The 20,528-nt window shown below is 67.0% G+C and carries 15 protein-coding genes; 9 read left to right on the forward strand and 6 right to left on the reverse strand.

Features of this window, described 5'->3' with window-relative positions:
- Positions 1–11: 11 nt before the first annotated feature.
- Positions 12–2,279: an RNA polymerase sigma factor gene (locus Poly30_RS18000; RefSeq protein ID WP_419190336.1), complete on the forward strand. Its 2,268-nt coding sequence runs from the start codon at positions 12–14 to the stop codon at positions 2,277–2,279.
- Positions 2,280–2,287: 8 nt separating this feature from the next.
- Here Poly30_RS18000 and Poly30_RS18005 read toward each other — a convergent pair whose 3' ends face one another.
- Entirely contained in the window at positions 2,288–2,671 is a 384-nt protein-coding gene (locus Poly30_RS18005; protein ID WP_145200292.1) for a DUF3859 domain-containing protein, read from the reverse strand.
- Between the two features lie 60 nt (positions 2,672–2,731).
- Between Poly30_RS18005 and Poly30_RS18010 the strand changes: the two genes are divergently transcribed.
- Positions 2,732–3,190: a hypothetical protein gene (locus tag Poly30_RS18010; RefSeq protein WP_145200295.1), complete on the forward strand. Its 459-nt coding sequence runs from the start codon at positions 2,732–2,734 to the stop codon at positions 3,188–3,190.
- Positions 3,191–3,209: 19 nt separating this feature from the next.
- Here Poly30_RS18010 and Poly30_RS18015 read toward each other — a convergent pair whose 3' ends face one another.
- On the reverse strand, positions 3,210–5,723 hold the full coding sequence (locus Poly30_RS18015; protein WP_145200298.1) for an RNA polymerase sigma factor: 2,514 nt from the start codon (positions 5,721–5,723) through the stop codon (positions 3,210–3,212).
- A 443-nt stretch (positions 5,724–6,166) separates the two neighbouring features.
- On the opposite strand from Poly30_RS18015, the gene Poly30_RS18020 reads away from it, so the two are divergent.
- Complete coding sequence (locus Poly30_RS18020; protein WP_419190337.1) at positions 6,167–6,829, forward strand: PEGA domain-containing protein; 663 nt, start codon at positions 6,167–6,169, stop codon at positions 6,827–6,829.
- A 15-nt stretch (positions 6,830–6,844) separates the two neighbouring features.
- Here Poly30_RS18020 and Poly30_RS18025 read toward each other — a convergent pair whose 3' ends face one another.
- On the reverse strand, positions 6,845–7,900 hold the full coding sequence (locus Poly30_RS18025; RefSeq protein WP_145200303.1) for a hypothetical protein: 1,056 nt from the start codon (positions 7,898–7,900) through the stop codon (positions 6,845–6,847).
- Positions 7,901–7,939: 39 nt separating this feature from the next.
- Between Poly30_RS18025 and Poly30_RS18030 the strand changes: the two genes are divergently transcribed.
- Positions 7,940–9,487: an L-serine ammonia-lyase, iron-sulfur-dependent, subunit alpha gene (locus tag Poly30_RS18030; protein WP_419190338.1), complete on the forward strand. Its 1,548-nt coding sequence runs from the start codon at positions 7,940–7,942 to the stop codon at positions 9,485–9,487.
- A gap of 37 nt (positions 9,488–9,524) precedes the next feature.
- On the opposite strand, the gene Poly30_RS18035 is transcribed toward Poly30_RS18030, so the two are convergent.
- Positions 9,525–10,622 (reverse strand): hypothetical protein, encoded by a 1,098-nt coding sequence (locus Poly30_RS18035; RefSeq protein ID WP_145200309.1) that lies wholly within the window; start codon positions 10,620–10,622, stop codon positions 9,525–9,527.
- Positions 10,623–10,787: 165 nt separating this feature from the next.
- On the opposite strand from Poly30_RS18035, the gene Poly30_RS18040 reads away from it, so the two are divergent.
- Complete coding sequence (locus Poly30_RS18040) at positions 10,788–12,020, forward strand: hypothetical protein (protein WP_145200312.1); 1,233 nt, start codon at positions 10,788–10,790, stop codon at positions 12,018–12,020.
- A gap of 18 nt (positions 12,021–12,038) precedes the next feature.
- Here the strand turns inward: Poly30_RS18040 and Poly30_RS18045 are convergent, their stop codons facing one another.
- Positions 12,039–13,325 carry an MFS transporter gene (locus Poly30_RS18045; RefSeq protein WP_419190339.1) on the reverse strand — a complete coding sequence of 429 codons (1,287 nt, stop codon included), beginning with the start codon at positions 13,323–13,325 and terminating at the stop codon, positions 12,039–12,041.
- A 137-nt stretch (positions 13,326–13,462) separates the two neighbouring features.
- On the opposite strand from Poly30_RS18045, the gene Poly30_RS18050 reads away from it, so the two are divergent.
- From Poly30_RS18050 to Poly30_RS18065, 4 genes are read left to right on the forward strand one after another with little or no spacing between them, the layout of a single operon-like run.
- Entirely contained in the window at positions 13,463–15,598 is a 2,136-nt protein-coding gene (locus tag Poly30_RS18050; RefSeq protein ID WP_145200318.1) for a TonB-dependent siderophore receptor, read from the forward strand.
- Positions 15,599–15,605: 7 nt separating this feature from the next.
- Positions 15,606–16,811 carry an ABC transporter substrate-binding protein gene (locus tag Poly30_RS18055; protein ID WP_145200321.1) on the forward strand — a complete coding sequence of 402 codons (1,206 nt, stop codon included), beginning with the start codon at positions 15,606–15,608 and terminating at the stop codon, positions 16,809–16,811.
- Entirely contained in the window at positions 16,808–17,908 is a 1,101-nt protein-coding gene (locus tag Poly30_RS18060) for a FecCD family ABC transporter permease (protein WP_145200324.1), read from the forward strand. Before Poly30_RS18055 ends, Poly30_RS18060 begins: the two co-directional genes overlap by 4 nt.
- On the forward strand, positions 17,905–18,738 hold the full coding sequence (locus Poly30_RS18065) for an ABC transporter ATP-binding protein (RefSeq protein WP_145200327.1): 834 nt from the start codon (positions 17,905–17,907) through the stop codon (positions 18,736–18,738). Before Poly30_RS18060 ends, Poly30_RS18065 begins: the two co-directional genes overlap by 4 nt.
- A gap of 141 nt (positions 18,739–18,879) precedes the next feature.
- Here the strand turns inward: Poly30_RS18065 and Poly30_RS18070 are convergent, their stop codons facing one another.
- The gene (locus Poly30_RS18070; protein WP_145200330.1) at positions 18,880–20,487 is read right to left on the reverse strand and encodes a hypothetical protein; all 1,608 of its coding nucleotides are present in this window, start codon (positions 20,485–20,487) and stop codon (positions 18,880–18,882) included.
- Positions 20,488–20,528: the final 41 nt, after the last annotated feature.

The following is a 20,528-nucleotide window of genomic DNA, read 5'->3' on the forward strand; positions in this document are numbered from 1 at the left end:
CCGTGATGACCATGAATGATTCCAAGCGCCGGCACCAGGAACTCGCCGATCTGGCCGAGTCCACGCGCTGGGCACAGGCACTCGCGTGCCGACTCGTCGGCGACACTCACCTGGCCGAGGACGTGGTCCAGGACGCGTGGCTCACGGCGCTGCAGCGATCCGCGAAGATGGCCTCGCCGCGCGCATGGCTCGCGGGCGCCATTCGGAACCTGTCGGCGGGGGAGCGCCGGGACCGCGCTCGACGACGGATTCGAGAAGAGGCCGCGTCGCGCAGCGAGGCGCTGCCGGCCGCTGCGGAGACGGCCGCGCGCCTGGAGGCCCAGGAGATTCTGATCGGCTGCCTGCTGGCCATCGAGGAACCGTTCCGGAGAACGCTCATCGCTCGTCACGTGGATGGGCTCGCCCCACGCGAGATCGCCGCGCGCGAGGGTGTCCCGCTTTCCACCGTCAACGGCCGTCTGGACCGCGGCCTGAAGCGACTCAGGGAAGGCCTCGAGCGCAAGCACGGCGGGGACACGTCGCAGTGGATGGCGGCGCTGGTTCCGCTGATCCCCGCGAAGGGAACGACACCCGCCACGATGTTCGCTGGAGCCTGGATGATGAAGAATGTGTCGATCGTGGTGGTGATCCTGGTGGCGTTGACCTCGTGGGGATGGAGGCTCGCAAGGCCTGGTGATCCTGTTCCGCCGAGCGACACCGTGGTCTCTGTCGCGGTGGATCCGATCGAGATCGAAGGGGAACGTGAGCCGGATCTGGTGCTTCCCTTGCCGCCGGCGCTTGCAAGACAAAGGGTGGACTCAGAGCCAGAGGAAGCACTTGCGAGCGCCACGCCAGCACCTGAACCCGAGGTCGAAACCCAGGCCACCGACGAGCACCTTGAGGGTCGATGGATCATCGACGATCCGCTTCTCGGCGAGCTCCGTGGGGAGAGCGGCGAGCTGCGGCTTCGGGCCTTGAGCTCCACGGGTGAGAGCGAGGTGGTCGCCGTCTCCGTACAGAATGGCTGCTTCCCCCTGGACGGTTGGAGCGAGGGACGGCTTCTCGTCGAGAGCGCCACAGCCTCCACGGACGAGGGGAATCGCCCCATCGCGCTGGAGGTGTCCGAGTTCGAGTTCGATCCCGATGTCCCTCTCGTCCTGCACGGTCGCTTTCTGCCGGAGACCACACTGCGGGTCGTGGATGCTCGGACCGGCGAGGACCTTGGACATGTGAACGTCATGCCGAAGCTTCCCAGCCATGCGGGCCCGGAGGCGAGGGGCCCCGGACCACACAACTCTTCGTCCTTCCTCGTGAGGGACAAGGCCTCTCCGATCCGCCTTCCCTGGGAACGAGGCGTGAGGTCGTACTGGGTGAAGGCGGACGATCACGCCTGGGGCTTCTTGCAGGTGGACCATGAGACCGGCGGTGAGTCACTCATCGCCCTCGAGCGAGCGGGTTCGCTGGACGTTCAGACCGTGGGCCCCATGGATGCGCTGGGAAGCGCCTTGTTCGAGATTCATATCCGGGTCTATCAGGTGCCGACCTGGCAACTGACAACCTCCGCCCGCATCAATGACGGCGGCCGGCAGGGCTTCAGCGGGATTGCAGAAGGAGACTACGAGGTTCGTATCGAGGTGGGCACGCTGCAGGAGGAATGCACGGTGCTGGGCGCATGCCAGGTGCGGGTGAAGAGCGGCGAGAAGACCACGGCTCTCGTGGAGATCGCGGGGATCCCCTCGCCAGAAGTCGTTCGTGTTCAAGGCTCCCTCCTCGTTCCAGCAGACCAACGCGAGATGGACCTACGCTTGAGCCTTCGCCCGGACCCCGGCCCCACGCTCCTGAGCAGCGATGTCAAGTCCATCGAACGTGCTGCGATGTCAGAGCGCTCTGGTGCGCTTGCATGGAACGCCAACGAGCTGACGCCCGGTCCCTATCGATTCCTGGTCGAGCCCTTTCAGTACGAGACGGTGCTCGAGATCCCCCACACCGATGTAGAGACACTGAAGATCGTTGTCCCCCGGCTCTTCCCCGTGCACGTACGGATCGTCGACGACACGAGCGACGAGCCCGTCAGAGACGCCACGCTTCGCTGGTCCCGCGGCGGCGCGGCTCGCACGGAAGACGCGGTGTCGAGTATGGACGAAGATGGGATCATCCTCCTTCACATGCCCGCTGGCCCCGCCACATTCTCGGCCAAGGGCCCTGAACACGACGAGGGGTCCGTGGACTCGATGATCGGTCCCGGCTCCCACCGAATCGACCTCAAGCTGCCCCAGGCCGCGGCGCCGCTCGTGCGCTGAGCTCTTGATCAGAAGAGCTCGAACGTCTTCTCGGCCACCACCTTGCCGCCCAGCGCCAGCCACATCCGCCACGGCCCGAGCTTGTCGGCCACCGGCTCCCAGATCGTGTCGCCAAGGTAGAAGTCCCAGTCCTGCGTCTGCACGTGAACGACGCCGTCGAAGGGCGGCCGCGGCTGGCCCGCGGCGTCGAGGATCCCGGGGTGCTCGATGCAGTAGGTCAGCTTCTGGTTCTTCGCGCCCTTCACGTTCGCGACGAAGCCGAACTCGATCCCGACGAAGGCCGGCACGCGGGTGGTGAATTCCCTGACGCGCGGCAGCTCCTTCGTTTCCGGCTCCCAGTGGGAGTGGATGCCGTAGGTCTTGATCTTGACTTCGATTCTGCGCTTGGCCATGGAAGGGCCGACCATGGTAAGGGCTTGACGCCCACGCGCGGATGGGTCTAGTTTCTGCGAATGAAGATCCTTCCCTATCTTTCCACATCGCTCGCGCTCGCGACCGTTTCACTCACCTCCTGCGCCTCCATGATGGTGGGCGAAACCTCCACGATCGAGGTCACCTCGACGCCGAGTGGGGCCGTCGTGACGAGCTCGACGGGGCTTGAGGCAACGACCCCTTGCCAGCTCGTCCTGCCCAACGGAACGGAGGTTGAGCTCACGGCGACTCACGAGGATCACCCTGGCGACATCCGCGTCATCCCGAGCGTGCCCGACACCTCGCGCTGGGCCGCGGGCAACGTACTGTTCGGCGGAGCCGCAGGACTCGCATCGGACGCGGCGAATCCAAGGGCGCGCGTGCACAAGGCCGACATCCACTTCGACTTCACCCGATCCGTCGAGGCCATCGAGCGCGCCGAGGCGGAAGAGGCCGCGAACGCCGCCGACGCGAAGCGCCGAGCAGGCGGCACCATGTGAGGTGCTCAGGAGCAGGCGATCAATCGATCACAAGATCGGGCGCCAAGACGGTCTCACCAGCTCCCACCACGATGCCCTCGATGATCCCGAACTGCAGGTCGCCCTGGCCTGCGGTGATTCGGTAGGTGCCTGCAGCCACGGGTCCGTGATGGAAGGCTCCGGTGCGCCTATCGACCTCGATGAAACTGCCCGTTCGAGTCTTGCGCGAGTCGTCTTCCTCACGCCAGATCACGAAGTCCACCTTGGCTGGAATCTCCTCTCCCAGAACCACGACACGTCCGGTGACGAAAGCGTCTTCTGGCACCGGCCTCGTGGCGACGATCCTGACATCTTCCGCTCCAAAGCGCACTCCCACCACTTCGCCGAGCACCTGGGTAGCGCCTTGCGAACGGGCTTCGGCCTTGATCTCCCACCGATCGGCTCCGTCCGCTCGAGATTCCATTGCCGTCAGCTGGAAGCGTCCCGCGGAGTCCGTAGCGATGAAATCTCCATAGTTACCGCCGATCGACCGGTGCGCTCTGATCACGACATCGGGGATGGGCAGGCCCTCCTTGTCGACGACGACGCCCGCGATCAACGGCTGATCGCTGAGCTGAAAGTCCAGCAGTCGGACATCACCCGGAGCGAGCGACAAGACCTGCACCCTCTTGCGCTGCCGCGCTTCTCCGTAGGCCGTTCCGGCGAGCAAGTCCAGCTCGAAGCCGAGCACACCCTCGAGTCGATAGTGGCCCGCAGCGTCCACTCTGGCGTGGTGATCCGTTCCCAGAACACCGAAGCCAAATTCTGGGTACTTCCTCAGTGGGCGAACCGCTACGTAGCCCCCGATAGCCGGTGATCCGTCGACGCGCAGCACCGTTCCCTCGAACGTCGTGCCAGGCTGAATCACCAGGCGCAACTCCAGGTCCACGCTGCCGAAGTGAACCACCTGGACCATGCCACGCCCATCCGGAGTGACCGCCCCCACGCGCCAATCCCCCTCCGGCAACCCCTGGCCGTATTCGAATCGACCGATCTCGTCCGTTAGCACGGTCACAGGCTGAGCCGAATGGCTCGTCTCGGAGAGCCACCTCCTTTCCAGTGGCCCCGCCGTGACCAACGCGCCTGCTACTGGATCACCAGCCATATCGACGACGACGCCGCGAAGACGAGCGGATGTCTCCCCGAGGACGAGCGTGCAGCTTCTCCCATCGACGCTGTCTCCATCCAATGCGCTGACTCTGACCGCGTCCGACGGAAGCCGGTTCGGAACGCTCGCCTGGAGCTCTCCATTCTCGTGCGCCTGCACCTCGAAGCGGCCCTCGTCGTCGGTCACTCCGACCGGCAGGAGTGGACCGGTCCGCCTCCCCCACACGGTGGCACCAGGCACAGACTGCCCTTCCGGATCCAACACCTGACCACGAACGCGGGAGAGCATGTCGCTGCGCCGGTGGATCGTGACCACCACCTCGGCCCCTGGCTCGACCGTCGCTCGCTCGCGCGCCATCGTGATCGCGTCCAGGATCTCATAGGTCCCCGGAACGACGTCCACGAACCGGGCGACACCGACGTCGTTCACCGGCTCGATTCGGCGTATCTGCCTGAGCCCGTCCCCGGTCTCGCGCTCGACCACCACGGACCCCATCCGCGCGGAATCTCCTTCCGGCGTCACGACCGACACCACGATGGATGCGGACTCCAGAGGCAGCGGTGCCGCCGACTCGCCATTCCCCACGCGATCCACGACGGCTTCTCGCCCGAGCGGATCCACCTCGGCGGCGACTGGAGCGTGCGATCGGGCGCTCAGCTCTGTCGAAGCGGATACAGAGACCTCGGAGCCAGCGGGCACCACCTGCTCCGATCTAACGAGCCAGACTGCAGAGGCCAGGATCAGAATCAAAGACGCAGCCAACAGGACCTTCTTCATGACGAATGCAGCGAGCCAGGGGGGAGCTGCGGCCGCGGTGGCCGAGACGCGGCGCGCCCCCGCTCCCACAGGAGCGACCAGGGCCATCCATCGGCCCCTGGGATTCCGTTCATCGGGTGCGGCCACCATCGCGTCGAGGTCTCGACGCAGTAGTTCGAGCCCCCGGTAAAGCTGCGTCTTGACCGTCTTCACGGGGGCGCCCGTCTCGGCGGCGATCTGCGTCGGCGTCCAGTCCTTGCGGTAGCGCAAGTAGATGGCCGTGCGATGAGGCTCCTCAAGAGCACCGAGTGCATCCCCGATCAGCCGCTCGGCCTCCATTCGTTGCGCGACCGCAGCTGGCGCCAGCTCTGCGGGTGCCTCGAGGTCAGCAGCCTCCCCCTTTCCAAGCAGCCCCGTATTCGGGCGGAGCTTGCGGCGAAGAGCCCCCGCCCGCCGCCTCATGGTCGTCGTCAGCCAGCCTCGCTCGCTCCGCATCGTGCCCACGCCGTGCCGTATCGCTTCGACCCAGGTGTCATGCAGCAGGTCTTCCGCGTCCGCTGCGCTGGCCGTCAGCGCACCCGCCAGCCGCTCCATGAACGGCCCGTGCTCGCGAACGAGCCGGCTGATATCGTCTGAACGGATGGAACTCATGTGGACGGCGCGACCTCGCCCATCATGTGATTCGAGTTCAGGGAGAGACCTCACTAAATCCACAGGAAATCACCCGTCGTCCTGATCCCGCCCGCGTCTCCCGTGGGTCGAGCTTCTTCCAGGTTTTGGCCGTGACCATGCTCTGCCCAAGGGATAGCGAGTTCATGACCTCGACTGTGTCCCGTGCCATGGATGGATCGAGTGCGCTCCTCCTTTCAGCCTTCCTCGGAGCTCTCCTTGCAGGATGCGCCGAGGAGGCCAGCACGTTGCCACTCCGGCGCGGCCCCTCGAACGAGCCGCCGCTTCACCCGCTCGTCGCGCAGGGTCAGGCCGCACCTTCTTCTTCTGGTCCGTGGCCGTTCCATCTGTCGAGGGCTCCTAGTTCTAAGGAGGAACGCCCGCCCGATTGGGAGGCGCAGGACTTCGAGGGCCCGGCAGGTTGGGTGACCGTCACGGTTCTGGATCCCCATGGTGAGCCCTATCGCAGGGACAACCGTGCCTGGATCGAGCGCGTGGCCGACGGAGAACTGGCGGCGTCCACAGACAGGTTTCACAGAACCCCGTGGCTCCGGGCGACGCTGCCGCCGGGCAGGTATCGCGCGCAGGCCACCAGCGACCCCAACGTGCCCTTCTGTACCAGCGGTTGGCAACCGTTCCTCGCTCCCTACGGTCCTGGCGTGACCGAGTTCGAACTCGCGGCCGACGAAGAGCTGGACGTCGAGGTCGTGCTCTTGGAAGGCGGCCGAGTGCGACTGGCCCTTCCCATTCAGGAGCTACCCGAGGAGCCGCTGACCGCCGAGGCGCTCTCCCTGGAGAGACATGCATCCAACGCGTTCGCCGCGGCACTGCACGGACCTGGAGCCGGCCACGTCGAACTCGTGGGAACGACGGATGGAACGAAGTACGGCGTCGACTTCCATGGGCCTGCGCTGGATTTCACGTATCGATACCGTGTCGTCCTGCCCGGCACAGAGTGCCTTTCTCACACCATCGTTCCGCCTGGCAACTACTCCTTGCGCGCCGAGATTCCCGGATATGAGCCCGCGGAAACCGCCGTTCAGATCCGCGCTGGCGAGATCACGTGCGTGGAACTAGCCCTTCGATAGCGGCGCGTCCGGCCCCTACTGGACCTGGACGAGAGGCACTCGCACCCTCCACTCCTCTTCGCCCTCAGGCTTTTCTTCCCGGGCCTCCACGAAGTCCCGCATCACCTCCGCGCGGATCCCGTGACCGTGGGAGGACTTCGCCGTCGCAGGCTCGCCCGTCAGGGAAACCTCCAGGGCCAGCCGCAGCGTCTCGATCTCGCTGCGCGCGGACATCATCGCGTGGAGATAGCCTTGCACGGACGACCAGAACCAGTAGTCAAGCATCTGCCCGTCTTCCCCCTCGGCCAGCGCGCGCGCTGCCTTCATCGCGGTGACGCTGGGGAGGTCGAGAAGCCCTTCCAGCTTCCTCATCAGATCCGCTTCCCGCGAGGCAAACTCCTGGCCGAGAAGTACGGCCGCTGCCTGGGCTTCCGGGCCTTCCGCGGACTCTTCCTGAAGGCCCGTCCCGATCAGATCCCAGAAGGTGAAGCGCAGAGGGCGCGCGTCCGGCTCCAGCGCCTCCAGGGCACTGCCCAGAAAAGCCTTCAGTCGAAGAGCGTCGGCCCGCGTCCAGGGAACCTGGCGCTCTTCGCGACCGAGTTCGTCGCCGATCCAGCGCACCCTCAGCGCGAAGAAGCCCGTCATGGAAGGAAGACTGTCCTCCAATAGCAACAGCGTTGCCGCCAGTCCCTGAGTCGCCTCCAGCCCCTCGAAGAATGCCTCGTGCTCGCCTCGCTGCAAGTGGACGCCGTGTGCGAGGGAGCGCCGCTCGATCGCCTCCATGATCCGCGTGGTCGTCCAACCGCCTTCATGACCGCCCGGCTCGTCGTACCAGGTATCCTCGACATTGGCCTCGCTGGTTGCGTCGATCGCGGGCGCGAGGACCGCTTCCAGCGCGGCTCGCTCCCGGCCTTCCTGCGCTGGATCGCCACCCCAGCCCCATCGGGCCTTCCCGGCCTTGACCTGCTCCAGCAGCTCCGACCGCGCGGCCTCGACCTTCTTCGCATCGATCTGTGGCTCGCCAGAACAGCCAGGCGCCCACGGGGCTAAAACGGAGACCACCATGAGGAAGCGCAGCGCGAGATTTTGCATCCCTCCATGGTAGCCAGTGGCCGAGGTACCATGCCCCCCATGGCCACACAGCTTCCGCCCAGCATCTTCAACGACGCCCTCGGCCCCGTGATGCGCGGGCCCTCCAGCTCGCACTCCGCCGCCTCCGTGCGCATCGCGCGCATCGCTCGCGACCTCTGCGGCGGCCAGCCCGACTCGGTGCTGATCCAGTTCGACACCGAGGGCTCCCTGGCCACGACCCACGACAGTCAGGGCTCGGACATCGGGCTCTTCGGCGGCCTGCTCGGATGGGACGCCGACGACGAGCGGCTCGGTCGCTCGCGCCAGGCCCTCGACGACGCGGGCGTGAAGCTGGAGATGCGCATCGAAACGCTGAACGACCCGCACCCGAACACCTATCGACTGACGCTGGAGAAGGACGGCGTCACGACGCGGCTCGTGGCGCTCTCGACCGGCGGCGGCATGATCGAGGTCGTGGAGATCGACGGCGCGCGGGTCTCGCTCCACGGCGACTGCACGGTCACGCTGCTCGACGTAGACCGGCACGCATCACAGGTGGCAGCTTCACTGGAATCCGCGCACGCCGCGACCGACACGCTCGTCGTCTTCACCGGCCGCGAGCCCCTCGCCGATTCGGTCATCGCCGCGATCCCGGGGGTTCAGCGCGTGCGCCGCGTCGCGCCGGTGCTGCCCGTGCTCTCCCGCGCGAACCTCTCCGTCCCGTTTCTTCACGCGGGCGAGATGGTCCAGCGCGCCGACCCGAAGACGCGGAAGCTCTCTGACTTCGCGCTGGAGTACGAGTGCGCGCGCGGCGACATCGACGAAGCGGCCGTGCTGGAACAGATGCGACACCTCCTCGGCATCATGCGCGGCGGCGTCACGGCCGGGCTCGCAGGGACCGAGTACGATGACCGCATCCTCCCGCGCCAGAGCCATCGGTTCGCCGAGAAGCTGGAGCGCGGCGAACTGCTCGACGGCGGCCTGCTGAACCGCGCGATCCTCTACATCACCGCGCTGATGGAGGTGAAGAGTTCCATGGGTGTCTTCGTCGCCGCGCCGACCGCGGGCTCCTGCGGCACGTTCGCCGGCACGTGCATCGCCGCCGCCGAGGCGCGCCAGTCACCCGAGGACGCCACGCTGCGCGCCATGCTCGCCGGCGGCCTCATCGGCGTCTTCACGGCCACGCGCTCGAGCTTCGCCGCCGAGGTCGGCGGCTGCCAGGCCGAGACCGGCGCAGGCGCCGCCATGGCGGCCGCCGCGCTGGTGGAGCTCGCGGGCGGGACGGCGGCCCAGTCGCTCTCGGCCGCCAGCCACGCCTTCCAGAACGTCCTCGGACTCGTGTGCGATCCGGTGGGAAACCGCGTCGAGGCGCCTTGCCTCGGCCGCAACATCGCGGGCGCGGCGAACGCGCTCGCGAGCGCGAACATGGCGCTCTCCGGCTACGACCACCTCATCCCGCTGGACGAGGTGCTCGACGCCCACCGCGAGATCTCGGAGAACATGGCGCGAGAGCTTCGCTGTACCGCACTCGGGGGCCTGTCGGTCACGCCGACGTCGAAAGCGATCGAAGCGAAGCTCTGCGGAAGCGGCGGCTGCGGAAGCTGCTAGCGAGCTGCGAGACCGGGGCCAGAAAGTCTCTGACCGCTCACTGAAACGTGATGCCGTCGGCGCTCGAGAAGTTCGAGGTGGCGACGCCGCCGACGTTGTCTCGGTACCAGAGCTGGAAGTAGCGGGTCTCGCCTGCCACCGCACTCACGGGTCCACCGACAGCTGGCAGGGACGTCAGGTCCGGGCTGAACGAGACTGCGCCCGCGGCGCCCGAGTCGAGGACCTGGGAGTTGAATCGCCCGATGGAAGCACCTGCGAGACAGAGGTTCCCCTCCGAGCCGCCGGGGTTCGCCACGACAGCGTTGCCCAGCGAGTGGATCACGTAGCCGAGGGAGTTCGAGGGCAGGGAGTTGACCTGCACCGTCAGGTTATTCGCGCTCGCCACGTTGCTACCGGACAGCGACAGGTCCGCGCCAGCGCCCGTGGAGTTCGCCACCCCCGAGCAGGTCTCGGTGCCGAGGCTCGGATCGGTGACGATGAAGGTCACGTTGTCGATCCGCATGTCGAAGTTGGCGTCGTTGAAGAAGAATCCGGGTGTGGCGCCGGTGAGGTGGACTTCGTCCACGCTCGCCAGGACCGAGGCGAACGTCGCGCCAGCGGGAAGAATCGGCTCGAACGTCGTCGGGTCGTCGTCCCCGAAGCCGATCCAGCCGGGGGGCAGCGCCGCGGACGTGGGATCGTCGATGGTCACCGATACGCGGGTCCAATTGGGCTGGTTGAAGCTGGAGAGGACAGCGAGATCGACGTAGACGCCGGAACTCCCGTTGGGGCCGGTGATGTCTCGGTCGATCAATTTCAAACCGAAGGGCCGCGCGATGTCGTTCCCGATGAAGTCCGTGAGCGAGTCGACCTTGATGTCGACCTCGAACGTGACCGAACCGAAGCCCGAGTAGTCGCCGATGAGGTTCGGATTGACCGGCTCACCGATGCCGCCCGTGCGAAGCTCGTTGAAGAAGATCAGAGCGGCGTGATGGGCATTCCCGTCCGGGTTGCCGCCCGTCGCTTCGAAGACCGCGTTCCCGATGAAGCCACCGTCGCTGCCGCCATCGAAACCCACGACCGTGGGGGATTGGGCGAGGGCGGGAGACACGAACAGAAGCACGCCGAGAGTGGAGAGAGGTTTCGCGAGTTGCATGTGGGGTCGAGAGGTGGAAAGAAGGATAGGACGAAGCGAATGGACGGGCAGAGTTTCCCGGATACCGACACTACCGTGTCCGGGAAACTCCGCTTTTTGTATCCGGGAAACTCATCGACCAGCAGAAGTAGTGACTTCACAGTGAGTTCCAGGCATGATCTTGCCATGTCCTCCCAGCCCACCACGCCCGCCAACCTGGAACTCACTCTGCGCGACCTCTCCGAGCGGCTAGGGGTGCAACTGGGGCGGGTGGTCGATGCCGCTGGAGGCGCTGACCTCGGCCCCCAGCGCCTGGCGGAGGCGATCGGCGTCGACAAGGTGCTCGCGAGTCGCGTGCTGAAGGCCCTGCGCCGGGAAGACTCGATCGCGCGTCTCCACCACCTGCCGGGACCCGACCCGCTCCGCCGCTTCGTGCGCGCCAGCCGCCGGCGCCTCGAACTGGAGGATTCCCTCGCGCAGCCAGCCCTCGATGTCATCGAGGAATTTCGAAGTCTCCTGGCCACGGAATGGGGCGATCGCTCCGCGCTCACGAGCCTGCTTGCCGCCTGGTCCCCCGAGGTGCGCGAGGAGTTCGAGCTTCGGCGCAAGCAGGCGGCCTGGCGGGCGATGAGCGAGTTGCTCGGCTCCACGGCGGATCTGGATCTGTCGGCGGTGATCCTGAAGCCGGCGACGGATCCCACGAGGCTGGACGTCACCTGGGTTCTTGGGCTCCTCGGACTTCGACGACTTCGCCCCGGAGTCCCGGTCAAGGCGACGACGCGGAGGATCGTGCCCGAGAACGTCGCTCGCCGCCCCATGGGCCTGAACGGCAAGCCGCTGGCTGGCCTGGCCGGCGGCCGCATGGGCGGCGAACTGGATGGGTTCTGCCAGGCGCGACCTGGCCACTTCGTGGCGCGCCGCACGGGGGATCTGCTCCAGTACACGCTCTCCAGCGACGACTACGGGCCGGAGTCCGCCGTCGACGTACTGCTCGCTGAGGTCAACCAGGGAGAGATGCCCGCGGCCGTCAAGCGTGGCTCAGGACGACGGGGCTGGGTCTACGCGGATGCTCCGATTCCGTCGCGCAAGCTCATTCTGGACGTGATGGTCCACCGGAACGTCTACCCGGGTTCGGTGCCTGAACTCATGCTCTACGACACGTCGGTTCACGGGGTAGCGGATGTCAACGACCGAACGCGAGACGTGGATCGGCTCGACCTTGTGCAGGCGATCCGATCGCTCGGTCCGGCCGACGGGGACCTTTCCATCCGAGAGTTCACGCCCTACCCCGCCATGATGGCGCACGTCTTCGAAGGGCTGAATCAGGATGCCGCGGACTTCCAGGTGCATCGCGTCGAGATCGACTACCCGCTCCACGGCATGCAGGTGGCGGTAGCGTTCGACGCGGACGTGCATTAGATCGGGCCGGCGACTGGCTCACGGAGTTACTCGTCCCGGCGACGGCGGTCGCATACGGCCGAGGCCCACCAGAAGCGGCAGGCCCAGGAGCGCGACCGGGGCAAGGGCCGTCAGGGGGACAGGGGTCCTTCCATCGGCCACGAGGTCGACCAGCCAGCCGACGGCCGGTGCCATGCACGCCGCGAAGAACGCCGCCATTTGCGATTCGATGCTCAGGACCGTCGCGATCTGATCCTCCGGACCCGCGAGGCCGAGGCGACCGACCTGCACCGGGCGCCAGAGGTTCTGGCCTATCGCTAGCACGATGAAGAGCGCGATCGCGGGCCAGACGAGGCCCAGCGCCAGCGCTGCGCCGAGGACGGCGAACGCGACGGCGTGCTGGAGAATCAGCGCCCGCGCGCCGCGATCGGGGTCGCCGTAGTGGCGCTCGTAGCGATGCGCCTGGCGCGAGGCGTAGCTCGAAAGCAGGAAGAGAGCCGCCGAGACGACGCCGACGATGACGCCGATCCGCTGCTCGGGCTCCCAGTCCAGCGCGAGCGGAACCGAGAGCGCGAGCGCCTGCAGCACGGGCTGGAGGTAGTCCTTCGCGACCTTGTAGCCGCTGCGGACCGCGACGCCGCTGATGAGCAGCGTTCGCAGGCTCCCCTGGCGCACGACCGAGCGGATCGTGGCCATGAGCTGGCGGTAGGTGCCACCGATCATCTGGCCCTTGGCGGGGCGCGCGCCGTCGAGCTCGTTCGGGTAGGTCGCGAGATTGATGAGGTTCAGCGTCGCGACGAAGGAGCTCGCCAGGAACATGGAACGGTAGCCCGTGCCGGCGAGCAGCAGGCCGCCGCCCGCGAGCGCCGAGATCGCCGAGCCGAACTGCGACCAGGAGCGGGTGTAGCCATAGATCCGTGTGCGCTCGTCGAGCCGGCCCTGCTGGCGAAGCCACGCGAGGATCATCGCCTTGTGGGTGCCGCTCCGGAACGCGTCTCCGAAGCCGTACGCGACCATCGCAAGCCCGAGCAGCCAGACGTTCGAGGAAAGACCGAGCAGGAGGCCCGACGCGATGTACCCCACCATGCTCGCGACCATGCAGCGCTTGCGGCCGAGCGCATCGGCGAGCGCGCCCGATGGGACCTCCAGCACGAGTACGGTGACCTCACGGATCGCCACCAGCGTACCGATCGCAAGGAAGTCGAGCCCGCGCTCGCGAAGCGCGAGGACGAGGAACGCGTCGAAGAAGCGGAGGTTCTTGAGGAAGCCGTAGAGGCTGAAGCGGAAGAGCATGGGAGGCCCGGCGGACCGGAGGAGGCGCAGCATCGCGGCCATCGAGGACTCACCGGCGCCGCGCGACAAGCTTGCAATGTCGCCCGAAAAACGGTGAACCGCCTTCGGCGTTCAGCGTTTCCCGCCGCGATTCTCTCTCTCCGTCCACGCGTCACTCTCACCGCGTCCGTATGCCTTTGCCCTTCATCGTCTGGGCGGTTGCCGCCTCGCTGCACGTGCCCGGCTCCGCGCCGGCTGCACTGGCCTCTTCCTTGGCCTCATCCCCCACGCAGCAGGATCCGAGCCCATCCGGCGCCCCAGCCGTCGATCTCGAACCGACGGTCGTGAGGCCCAAGGAGCGAGCGGGTTATCGGACCGACACCGCATCCGCAGGAACGCGAACCTCTGTCCCCCTGCGTGAAACACCGCTGTCCGTACAGGTCATCCCTGAAGAATTGGTCCAGGATCAGGCGGTCTGGCGCCTGAAGGACACCTACCGGAACGTCAGCGGGGTCCAGCCCAGCAAGACCGAGGGCTTCGCGCTGACCTTCGAGAATGCCTTCGTGCGCGGGTTCGAGCAGCGGCCCTATCTGGACGGCGGTCGGACCTGGGGCCTCGGCCCGGTCGACGTCGCGGGCCTGGAAAGCCTCGAGGTCCTCAAGGGCCCGGCGTCGCTGCTCTACGGCGCCCTGGAACCCGGCGGCGTGATCAACCTCGTGCCCAAGACACCGAGGTTCTCCCCCCGGCACAACATGTCTATCACGGCCGGCAGCTACGACTTCTACCGGGCGACCTTCGACACCACCGGGCCTCTTGGCAACGACGAGAACCTCGCCTACCGCATCGCCGGCGCGGTGCAGGACAGCCGCTCCTTCCGGGATACGCTCGAAGACCAATCACTGTTCCTCGCGCCGAGCTTCGAGTGGCGTCCCTCCGAGGACAGCCGACTGACCGCCTGGGTCTGGTACCAGAACCGATCCAAGCCCGTCGACGACGGCGTGGCCTTCTCCAGCGCCGGAAAGCCCATCGCCTCGATCGACACGTTCCTGGGTGATCCCGACCACAACAGCCAGAGCGTCGAGGACACGTTCCTCGGGCTGAAGTTCGAGCACGACCTCCACGACGACCTGACGTTCCGCCAGGAGATTCAGCTTCACTACTTCGACGCCGAGATGGACGCGGTCCGGCGCTTTGGCACGACCAGCTCGAGCGAGACGGTGACCCCATTCTACGACGCGAGCACGTTCGTGTCCTGGGACGGCAACCTGCGGAGCGAGCTCCTGCTCGACGCAGACCACGGGTCCTGGCGACACCATCTGCTCGCCGGCGTCCAGGCCTTCCGCCGCGACTACAAGTTCCGCCGCCGCCGCGACACGGCCTCCATCGGCGAGATCTCGATCCTGAATCCGAACTTCCCGACGCTCGACTACGTGATCAACAACGCGGGCGACTCAGCGCAGGACGTGCGCTTCGTCGGCCTGTACCTGCAGGACCAGCTGACGACGATGGACGACCGGCTCCACGTTCTCGCGGGCGCGCGGTTCGACCACTTCACCCAGAACAACCATCCGGACACCCAGCAGGACAACCTACCGAGCTGGAACCTCGGCGCTCTCTTCGACCTCACGCCGTCCGTCTCGCCGTACTTCAACGTCGCCAACTCGTTCAACCCGACCGGTACCAACCGCATGACCTCCAGCGGTGAGCCGCTGGACCCCGAGAACGGCGTGCAGTTCGAGGTCGGGGCCAAGATGACGTTCCTGGATGGAAAGCTCGGGGTCAACGCCGCGATCTACGAGATCACGAAGAACGACGTCGCCATCGCGGATCCGAGCGACACGAACTTCAGCCTCAACGCTGGCGAGCTGCGAAGCCGCGGAGTCGAACTCGACGTCACCGGACGCGTCTCTCCCGGCCTCCAGATCATCGGAAGCTATGCCTACACGGATACGGAGGTGGTGAGGTCGGACGCGCTGCCGGAAGGGGGCCGTTTCCGCGGCATCCCGCTCCACGGCGGAAGCCTTTGGCTGAAGTATGACGGCTTCGACGATGGAGGGCCGTTCGAGAATCTCGGGGTCGGGGCGGGCGTGTTCACGTCGAGCGAGAAGGCTGGCGACAACGACGACACCTTTTCGCTGCCGAGCTACGAGCGCGTCGACCTCGCTGCCTGGTACGACACGGAGATCCGAAACGGGGGCAACGCTCGCTTCCAGCTGAACGTCATGAATCTCTTCGACACGGAGTACTACGAGTCTTCGTTCAACGTGGCGCGGGTCCAGCCCGGTGCGCCGCTCACGGTGATGGCGAGCCTGGCTCTCACGTTCTGATCCGCCGATGTCGCCCCTCGTTCGAGCCCTGAAGCTGGGCGGCATCGGCGCGGTTCTCGGCGCAGCGATCCTCGCCATCGTTCTCCTGGCGCGCCTGTATGGAGGGACCGAGGTTTCGACGCGCGATCGGCGTTCGCCTGCAGCAGAAGGGAGCGCCGCCTTCGTCGTCGAGATGTCTCCGATGGGTGCGGTCGAGTTTCCCGCTGTGCCCCGGCGCTTCGTCACGCTGGATGCCCATTACAACGACCTTGCGGTCGCGATCGGCCGCAGCGAGGGGCTCGTCGCCACGGGCTCGGCCGCGAATTTTCACGACGAGTTCTACGGTCAGCTGGAGGGTGTGGAGTCCGGCGTCGACCGCGATGCGCTCACGTTTCTCTACGGCGAGTCGGGTGGTATGTTCGACAAGGAGACGCTCTACGGCCTCGACGCCGACGTGCATCACATCGATCCGCTTCGACTCTCCAGCGGGAAGAGCTGGACGCCGGGGGACGTCGCCGAGATCTCCCGTAACGTCGGGCCGTTCTTCGCCAACCGCTATAGCCGAACGAACGACTACCCCGGCGACGAGCCCTACGAGTTCTATCCGCTGTGGGAGCTGCTGGAGCGCGTCGCCGCCGTCCACGGCGAGGCGGGGCGGGTCCGGCGCCTCGCCGCGATCTCGAACGCCATGGTCGAGCGCATCCAGGCGCAGCTGCCGCCGGAGTCGGAGCGGCCCACCGTCGGTCTCGTGATGGTCTCCGGGAACGGGTTCCTTCCGTTCAGCCTCTCGCGCCCGGGCTTCGGCACCGCCCAGTACCGCGCGGTCGGAGCGCGCGACGCCTTCGCGCCGATCCGAGATCAGACGTACGCGGACGCGGGCCGCGGCACCCGCCTCGACATCGAGGCCATGCTCACCCTCGACCCTGAAGTGCTCATCGTTCCCTGGGCGATCTACTCCAGCGAGACCTACGATCAGCTGCTCGCGCTGAGGGACGATCCGCTCGGGGCGCGCCTCACCGCGCTGGGCACGGATCGCGCCTACCCGGGCGGGTCGCCGCTCCAGGGCCCGATCTTCCACCTCTTCCAGATCGAGATGGCCGCGAAGCAGATCTATCCGGATCGCTTCGGGCCGTTCCGCGCGGACGGTGACTATCCGGAGTCGGAGCAGCTCTTCAGCCGCGCCGAGGTGAGCCGCGTCCTGCGCGGTGAGTCTGCCGCAGAGTCGCAGCGATGAGTCGCCCTTCGTTCCCAGGGAGCGGCCGCCCCGGTCGCATGATCGTCAGTGCGCTCGTCTGCATGCTGATCGCCGCCGTGATCCAGATCGCGGCCGGCGCGTACGCCACGAGCTGGCGCGAGACCCTCGGGGCGCTGGGCGACCGCGATCTCTGGTCCCATCCGGCCACGCTACTCCGGATCGTCCTCGGAGACCCCGTGGGCGATACCCTCGGCCTTGCGCGTTCGGTGGAGATCGACACGTCCACGCTGATCGTCTGGTCGGTGCGTCTGCCGCGGATCCTGCTCGCGGTGCTCGTCGGGATCAACCTCGGGATCTCGGGCACGATCTTCCAGGGCATCACGCGCAACGAACTCGCGGGGCCGTATCTGCTCGGCGTCAGCTCCGGCGCCGGGCTCGCGATCCTGCTCGTGCTGGTGGCCTTCCCCGGCTTCGGCCCCCATCTGCCGCTCATCGCGTCCGCGGGCGGGCTCGGCGCGTTCCTCCTCGTCTACGCGATCGCCTGGCGTCACGGAACGAGTTCCATCCGCCTCGTGCTCGCGGGCGTGATCGTGGCGGCGATCGGCGGCGCGCTGCAGACCGCGCTGTTCTTGCTGATGCGCGACCTCGCCACGGTGCAGGACGCCGTCTCGTGGACGACGGGTTCCCTCACCGGAGCGGACTGGGAGCGCGTTCGCATCGCGTTGCCGTGGACGGTCGTGACGACGGTGCTGGCACTGGGCACCAGCCGCTACCTCGACGTGATGCTGCTTGGAGACGCCGCCGCCCGCTCGCTGGGCGTATCGACGGAGCGCGTCCGCTTCGGGCTGGCGGTGATCGCCGTGCTGGCCGCCTCGACCACGATCGCGGTAGCGGGCATGATCGGTTTCGTCGGATTGATCGTCCCACATATCGTGCGGACGGCCACGGGACCGACGTCGCGCCCGCTCCTGATCGGCTGCTTCTTCGTGGGTCCTGCCATCATGCTGGTGGCCGACACCGCCGCGCGCCTCGCGTTCAGTCCCCTGCAGGTCCCCGTGGGCATCGTCACGGGCGTACTCGGTGGTGGCTATTTCCTCTACCTCATGCGGCGCGAGCAGCAGCTGATACGGCCATGACGACGAAATGGGGCGCGAACGAGGGTCCGAAGGCCCAGCGCGGTCTGGAGGCCGAGGAGCTGATCGCAGGCTACGCGAGCCTGGCGCGGCCGGTGCTGGACGGTCTGACGCTCCGCATCCCCGCCGGGCAAATCACCTGCCTGATCGGTCCTAACGGCAGCGGGAAGAGCACGCTGCTGAAGTCGCTGAGCCGTCAGCTCCGCCTCGCCGGCGGCCGCGTCCTGCTCGATGGCGCGGACATCGCGACCGAATCGACGCGTGACTTCGCCCGGCGCCTGGCGATCCTCTTCCAGGAGAACGCGGCGCCTGCAGGTCTGACCGTGGAGGGTCTGGTGCGCCACGGCCGCTTCCCCCACCGGGGCTTCCTGGAGCCAGCCTCACGCGAGGACGACGAGGCCATCGACCGCGCGCTCGACCTGACCGGAACGACGACGCTCCGCGAACGCAGGGTCGAAGAGCTGAGCGGCGGCCAGCGCCAGCTCGTCTGGATCGCGATGGCGCTCGCCCAAGACACGTGCACGCTCCTCCTGGACGAACCAACGACCTTCCTGGACCTCGGCCACCAGCTCCAGGTGATGCGAGTCGTGGAAAAACTCCAGCGCGACCACGGCATCACGATCGTGATGGTGATGCACGACGTGAACCTGGCGGCGCGCCACGCCCACCACCTCGTGCTGCTAAAGAGCGGCAAGATCCTCGTCGAGGGCCCCCCAGAGTTCGTGATCACCCCCCCGATGATGCGAACCGCCTACGAAGTGCAGGGCCACGTACTGAAAGACGACCAAAGCAAAGCGCTGCTATTCGTACCAGACGCCCCTGCCGCCCCATGAAACGCAAAATCCCCCGCGAAGCGACACAAACGGACCAGGTGCATCCATTCCGGAATGGATGCACCTGGTCCGTTTGTGTCGGAATGGATGCACCTGGTCCGTTTGTGTCGCTTCGCGGGAGGCGGTGGAGGGATGGTGGGGTCAGTTCAGGAGGACGGCCGAGGCGGCCGTGAAGTTCGACGTGGCGGTCCCGGAGAGGGAGTCGCGGTACCACGCCTGGAAGTACCAGCGCTCTCCTGGCATCGCTGCCACGTAGCCGGTCGGCTCGCGCATGGCGGTCAGATCGATGGTCACTTGGCCGCGGCCCTCTGCGCCCGCCACGAACAGGCTCAGGACCATGCGGCCGATGCCGCCGCCCAGGCAGAGGTTGCCCTGGCTTCCGCCTGGGTTCGCGGCGAAGCCGGCCGAGCGGGAGAGGAGCGCGTAGCAGGGGGCGCTTTCAGGTAGGCCGAAGAGCTGCAGAGAGACCTCGTTCTCAAGAGCCCGGGAGGTTCCGCCGACGATGAGCTGGCCTGGCTGGCCCGTGGAGTTCGGCACACCTTCGCAGATAGGCACGTCGATACGCATCGGGCGAGCGCGCACGATCACGTCATCGAAGGTGCACTGATTCATCTCGCGAAGGCGCGACTTGAAGACGGTCTGCCCGTCCACCGACGGTGGCGCCGTGTCGTAGGAGCCGAGACTGCACAGGCCGCCGCCGGGGTCGGGGACGCCGTCCCCGTCGATGTCGACCTCGAAGGGATAGGTCACGACGGGCTGCTCCTCGATCAACAGCGAGGCGCCGGTATGGCTGAAGACCGCGCCTCGCGCGTCGATTCCTATGAGATTCGCCAGCGGATTGCCGTCGAAGAAGGTGCGACCATTCCTCGCGATCACCGTGTGATAGGTTCCGCCGAGGGTCAGGATCCATCCCTTGAACGCCCAGTCCCCGCGATCGTTGACCTGCGCCGGGAACTGGAGGCCGTCCCAGAGCGAAGGACCGAAAGAGCCGGCGATGTCAGGTGGCACCGCGGAGCCCACGATCACCGGCCGCCCAGGGGCCGCGTCGAGGATCTCGCCGTCCACCACGAGGCCGAAGCTGAGCCCGGGCCCCCTGCGCACGACGTGACTCCAGTGCTGGCCGTTCGGGCTGACCGAGAGGTAGGTCTCGAAGCGCGAGATGATGCCGAACCCGGGGAGGGACTGACCCTGGGTGAGCAGCACCTCCTCCTGCGGCCAGCGCCAGAGAATCTCCCGGCTTCCGATCCCAGGAAGCGTCGCCATCCCGGAGATCAGAAGATCTCCCGACGTGGTCAACTCGACCTGCTGGAAGAACTCCCAGGTTCCACCCGCCGTTCCACCGATGATGTCCCCAGAGGCCACGATGGGCTGATCTTCGATGCAGACCCGATGGGGTGCCCACTGGCGATCGACGTAGGCGACGAGGCCATTGGCCATCGACGGGGAGAAGATCCCCGTCTGCGCCGCCCCCTGCACCACCGTCGGCTGCCGCAGGAGCTGGACCGGACCGCCCTGCTGTCCAGGACGCTGTCCCACGGCGACCCACGTGCTGGAGTTGCCGGCCGCCGGATCGTACGAAAGCACCCCCGCGACCCAGCCGCCTCCTCGCCCCGGTCGTGGAGCGTTGATTCCGCGGACCTCGGCGGTCGGCCCCAGACCGGGAACCGGGCCCAGTTCGCGCAGGAGCACGTCGATCACGGAGCTGGACTGTGCGGGCGCGATGAGAAGAAGTGAGGCGAGGGCGAGCATGGTAGTCTGAGGGCCCGTGTGGGAAGAAGCGGAGCCCCCTT

Source organism: Saltatorellus ferox, assembly GCA_007751475.1.
In the GTDB taxonomy this organism is placed as follows: domain Bacteria; phylum Planctomycetota; class UBA1135; order UBA1135.

Bases quoted from the DNA above. Each gene is read 5' to 3' on its own strand.
- Poly30_RS18045 (WP_419190339.1), bottom strand. From the start codon at position 13,325: ATGCTGCGCCTCCTCCGGTCCGCCGGGCCTCCCATGCTCTTCCGCTTC.
- Poly30_RS18015 (WP_145200298.1), bottom strand. From the start codon at position 5,723: ATGAGTTCCATCCGTTCAGACGATATCAGCCGGCTCGTTCGCGAGCAC.
- Poly30_RS18030 (WP_419190338.1), top strand. From the start codon at position 7,940: ATGGCCACACAGCTTCCGCCCAGCATCTTCAACGACGCCCTCGGCCCC.
- Poly30_RS18065 (WP_145200327.1), top strand. From the start codon at position 17,905: ATGACGACGAAATGGGGCGCGAACGAGGGTCCGAAGGCCCAGCGCGGT.
- Poly30_RS18025 (WP_145200303.1), bottom strand. From the start codon at position 7,900: ATGCAAAATCTCGCGCTGCGCTTCCTCATGGTGGTCTCCGTTTTAGCC.
- Poly30_RS18035 (WP_145200309.1), bottom strand. From the start codon at position 10,622: ATGCAACTCGCGAAACCTCTCTCCACTCTCGGCGTGCTTCTGTTCGTG.
- Poly30_RS18005 (WP_145200292.1), bottom strand. From the start codon at position 2,671: ATGGCCAAGCGCAGAATCGAAGTCAAGATCAAGACCTACGGCATCCAC.
- Poly30_RS18040 (WP_145200312.1), top strand. From the start codon at position 10,788: ATGTCCTCCCAGCCCACCACGCCCGCCAACCTGGAACTCACTCTGCGC.
- Poly30_RS18060 (WP_145200324.1), top strand. From the start codon at position 16,808: ATGAGTCGCCCTTCGTTCCCAGGGAGCGGCCGCCCCGGTCGCATGATC.
- Poly30_RS18070 (WP_145200330.1), bottom strand. From the start codon at position 20,487: ATGCTCGCCCTCGCCTCACTTCTTCTCATCGCGCCCGCACAGTCCAGC.
- Poly30_RS18000 (WP_419190336.1), top strand. From the start codon at position 12: ATGAATGATTCCAAGCGCCGGCACCAGGAACTCGCCGATCTGGCCGAG.
- Poly30_RS18010 (WP_145200295.1), top strand. From the start codon at position 2,732: ATGAAGATCCTTCCCTATCTTTCCACATCGCTCGCGCTCGCGACCGTT.
- Poly30_RS18050 (WP_145200318.1), top strand. From the start codon at position 13,463: ATGCCTTTGCCCTTCATCGTCTGGGCGGTTGCCGCCTCGCTGCACGTG.
- Poly30_RS18055 (WP_145200321.1), top strand. From the start codon at position 15,606: ATGTCGCCCCTCGTTCGAGCCCTGAAGCTGGGCGGCATCGGCGCGGTT.